The sequence below is a fragment of the Veillonella sp. R32 genome (assembly GCF_010093125.1).
Lineage (GTDB): Bacteria > Bacillota > Negativicutes > Veillonellales > Veillonellaceae > Veillonella_A.
In genome coordinates this window covers 1-4,275 of record NZ_NMZQ01000064.1, presented here as the reverse complement: position 1 = coordinate 4,275, position 4,275 = coordinate 1, and the positions used below count along the sequence as shown (strand labels likewise).

Annotated in this window: 1 protein-coding gene, 3 tRNA genes and 1 rRNA gene; all 5 read left to right on the top strand. The window is 35.9% G+C overall.

Annotated features, from left to right (window positions below):
* Positions 1-150 precede the first annotated feature (150 nt).
* The 5 genes from rrf to VER_RS10055 all read left to right on the top strand — a co-directional run bounded on the left by rrf (position 151) and on the right by VER_RS10055 (position 4,111).
* Positions 151-267, top strand: a 5S ribosomal RNA gene (gene rrf / locus VER_RS10075).
* Between the two features lie 1,441 nt (positions 268-1,708).
* Positions 1,709-3,583, top strand: coding sequence for an S-layer homology domain-containing protein (locus VER_RS10425; protein ID WP_238390208.1), 1,875 nt, complete (start codon positions 1,709-1,711; stop codon positions 3,581-3,583).
* A 144-nt stretch (positions 3,584-3,727) separates the two neighbouring features.
* Positions 3,728-3,803: transfer RNA gene (locus tag VER_RS10065), tRNA-Trp, on the top strand.
* Positions 3,804-3,928: 125 nt separating this feature from the next.
* Positions 3,929-4,005 (top strand) — tRNA-Arg (locus VER_RS10060).
* A gap of 29 nt (positions 4,006-4,034) precedes the next feature.
* A tRNA-Arg gene (locus VER_RS10055) sits at positions 4,035-4,111 on the top strand.
* The last annotated feature ends 164 nt before the right edge of the window (positions 4,112-4,275 follow it).

Genomic DNA, 4,275 nt, shown 5'->3' with positions numbered 1-4,275 from the left:
ATAGATCGAGGGCTTTACTTATAAATAGTGAACCAAATTAAAATGGTAGTCACTAGACGGTAGCAACAAACTGCAATAAAAGAATTATCTAATGTGTAACATACAACATCTACACTTCTATGTGGTTTTCAGAGTACAAGCTCTGACAGATTCAGTGGCGATAGCTACGAGGGTCCACCTGTTCCCATCTCGAACACAGTAGTTAAGCTCGTAAACGCCGAAAGTACTTGGCTGGAAGCGGCCTGGGAGGATAGGTAGTCGCTGATTAATGAAAATAAAAGGTCGTGTCGAAAGACACGGCCTTTTATTTTTGTTACTCTAACGAGTAACAATCTGTCCAGGTGCTTCCAAGAGGAGCTATTAGTAGGAGTATCTCAATAGGTGGAGGTACAATAGAAGCGGCGTGGTATGCAGAGAGCATAATTTATAGGAGCAAAGCGACGCATAAATTATTGCGAATCGCATAGTTCGGGGCGTAAGATTTCTCTTTGAGAAATCCACAGCATCCGAACGGACGTATTTAAAATGTACTAGGTTCGACGCACAAATGGGTGTGAATCTTTTAGTTCGCAGCGTAAAATTCTTCGAAGAAGAATTCACAGCTGACGAACAGATAGGAAAGAATACAGTATTTTAGTTTATTCGCTTCTACCTATCCGACCAGAAGCTGGGAATAAGTAGTGAACCGACTTTGAAGGACCAAAGGGACGCGCAAAGTCGTGTGAGTCTCTTAGTTCGGGGCGTAAGATTTCTCGAAGAGAAATCCCCAGCATCCGAACGGACGTATTTAAAACGTATTAGGCGCGACGCGCAAATTGTATTGCATCACTTTCTTGCGAAGCGAGTGAAACGAAGCGAAGCATGATAGGTAGTCGCAAAGAATGAAGTACACAGAGCTAGTTTCCAGTTAATATTCTCAATAGGTAGAGGTACAATAGAAGCGGCGTGGTATGCAGAGCGCATAATTTATAGGAGCAAAGCGACGCATAAATTATTGCGAATCGCATAGTTCGGGGCGTAAGATTTCTCGAAGAGAAATCCACAGTATCCGAACAGACGTATTTAAAATGTACTAGGTGCGACGCACAAACATGTGTGAATCTTTTAGTTCGCAGCGTAAAATTCTTTGAAGAAGAATTTATAGCTGGCGAACAGATAGGGAAAACTATGATATTTTTAGTTGTTGATAAAATTTAAGAAATATATTTTATTGTTTTTAAATATTAAGCGAATAAAAAGGGCATGTAACTTAATTGTTATATGTTTTTTTTATTAAGAAATATAATTTAATTTAACGCACTAAATTATAGAGCCTATTTTTGGTATACAAAAATAGTATAACTAAAGTCTAAATATCTGTTAATTACAAATCAAAATAGAGCAAAAATAATTAAAAATAATTTTTTAGAAATCAATAATCTGACTAATCTTGAATGAATTAAAGATTTTATGAAGTAAATTAAAATTGAATTATCGAGTAATATGAATTAAATATGAAATAAAGTAAATAGAAGTATTCAGTAAATACTGATATGCCTTGTGGGGGGACTTATGTGTTATAATTTCAGATATAAGAAGTAAAGTTTTTCAATTAGTTGTATGGTGTTTTAATTAAAATTGTAGATTGAAAGAGTCTTACTTAATGTGAGTGCATTTTATGAAGTAGAACTTTTTAATGCTACAAGCAAACGAAAGGGTGGACATATTTATGAACATGAAAAAAAGTTTGAGAAATTTGGTAGTACTATCACTTGCTGGTGGAATAATATTTACTCCGTATATTTCAAATGCTGAAACGTACAAAACTAGTGATGCTAGTAAATTTATTAACATTACTGGTTCTGGTAATACTTTGGAATTTACCGACAAGGATGTTTATAATAACGTTTATGGTACTTTTAATACAATAAAAGAATCACGTGATACAAATGTAATGGGGAACAACAACACTATTAATAATGCTAATTCGACCTTTAAAAATGCTATTGCTTATAGCAATGTAATTGGATCATTAAATGGGGAAGAAGGGAAAGAAATTTCTGGCTTACGTGTTCAAATTTTAGGGACACAAAACAATGCTAAAGGCAGTGATATAGTTGTAATTGGTAATAATAATGGTAAAGGGAATAATCGGGAATTACAGGGAGTTGATTTATTTGTTGTGGGGGCTCGTAATTCTGCCGTAGCTAGATCAACAACAGTTATTGGTTCTGATATTGTGGCCACTCAAGATAATAGTGTTGTTTTAGGTCACAAATCTAAAGATAGACAAGCAACAGTTGTAAAGAATGCGACAGTAAAAGGTATAACTTATGGTGATTTTGCAGGTGCTGCAAAACTAAATAAATATGGTGATGTAACAAATGGTGTTGTTAGTATAGGTGCTGTAGGTAATGAACGCCAAATCATTAATGTCTCATCAGGTGAAGTATCCGCTACATCAACGGATGCGATTAATGGTAGCCAATTATATGCAACTAATGTAGTAATAGGTAATGTGGCAGAGTCTGTTAAAAATCTTTTTGGTGGAAATACAGTAGTTAATGAAGATGGAACTATTACCAATAATGACATTGGTGGCACTGGCACATCTACTATTGATGATGCTATTAAAGCTGTCAACGATGGTAATCAAGGTAATGCTGATGCTATCAATGATTTACGTGAAGATACAGAAAAGGCAATCCAAGGAAATACAGATTTAATCAACAAAAACACGTCTGATATTGCTATTAATAAAGAGGCTATTGAAACAAATGCAGCGAGTATTGCTAACAATAGTAATAACATTGCTGCATTACAACAACGCACTAACTCTTTAGGCAATCGTATTAATAAAGTAGGTGCTGGTTCTGCTGCATTAGCAGCTTTACATCCATTAGATTTTAATCCAGATGATAAGTGGAACTTTGCTGTTGGCTATGGTAACTATAAAAATGCAAATGCTATGGCTGTTGGTGCATTCTATCGTCCAAACGAAGATACCTTGATTAGTGTAGCAGGCTCCATGGGCAATGGTGAAAATCAAGTGAATGCAGGATTAAGTTTTAAACTTGGTCAAAGCAATGGTGTATCAAACTCTAAAGTCGCATTAGCTAAAGATGTAGAAGAGTTAAAACGTATTGTAAAAGCTCAGAGTGCTGAAATTGCTCAATTACGTCAGGGGCAAGCTGTTGGTAATGGTGGAGGAACTGTGCAAAATGTTACATTCTCAGATCTTCCTGCAAATCATTGGGCTTATGGTTATGTTAAAACTTTGGCTGATAAAGGCTTATTAACAGGTTACCCAGATGGCGAATTCAAAGGGGATCGTTCTATGACTCGTTATGAGTTTGCTGCTGTAGTATATCGAGCTTTACAAAATGGAGCTGTAATAGATGGAAACATGGCAAAAGCAATAGAAGAATTTAATCCAGAAATTACCCGCTTAGAAAATCTTAATCATAGTCGTGTTGATCGTGTAGCTGGTGAAGATAATGATCGTCATAAAATTGAACGTGTTCGTATAAATAATAAAGATAATAAAGAAAATAATGATTATCGTGATATATACGGCACGAAGATTGTAAAAGAGGAAAAATAATCTTCTTGTTGTTAAATAAAAAATTAAGTTGTATATTATTTTGTGGCCAGTTAATTTAGCTGGCCACATTTTTTATAATTTTGTTTGACAATTTACACAACTTTTGTTATTATATTCTAGTATCAAGTGTGACTTGATGTACATAGGGGTATAGCTCAATTGGTAGAGTAGCGGTCTCCAAAACCGTTGGTTGTGGGTTCAAGTCCTACTGCCCCTGCCACAATATAGAAAGCGACCTTCGTGGTCGCTCATTCTATTGTTTAGCGGTTATTTTATTGTGAATCAATTAAAATTCCACTTGCAATGAACAACATATTGTGGTATCATATTCGAGTGGCAAGTTATGACTCAGTAGCTCAGCTGGATAGAGCGTTTGACTACGAATCAAAAGGTCGGGAGTTCGAATCTCTCCTGGGTCACCATTTTTGCTCACTTAACTAAATATTCACATGACTCAGTAGCTCAGCTGGATAGAGCGTTTGACTACGAATCAAAAGGTCGGGAGTTCGAATCTCTCCTGGGTCACCACTAGAAACCACACGAAAGTGTGGTTTTTTGTTGCTCATTTTTATTTCGGCTCTTTGTCAAATTTTGGGGCGCTAAAGAGATTATGCACTCTTAGGAAGGACATGCGACGTAATTGTTGCGTGTCCTTTTTTGGCATTAATGAATAAAATCCGATTACGAAAGCG

Excerpts from the sequence above, each read along its gene's own strand:
- VER_RS10425 (WP_238390208.1), top strand. The coding sequence starts at position 1,709 with ATGAACATGAAAAAAAGTTTGAGAAATTTGGTAGTACTATCACTTGCT.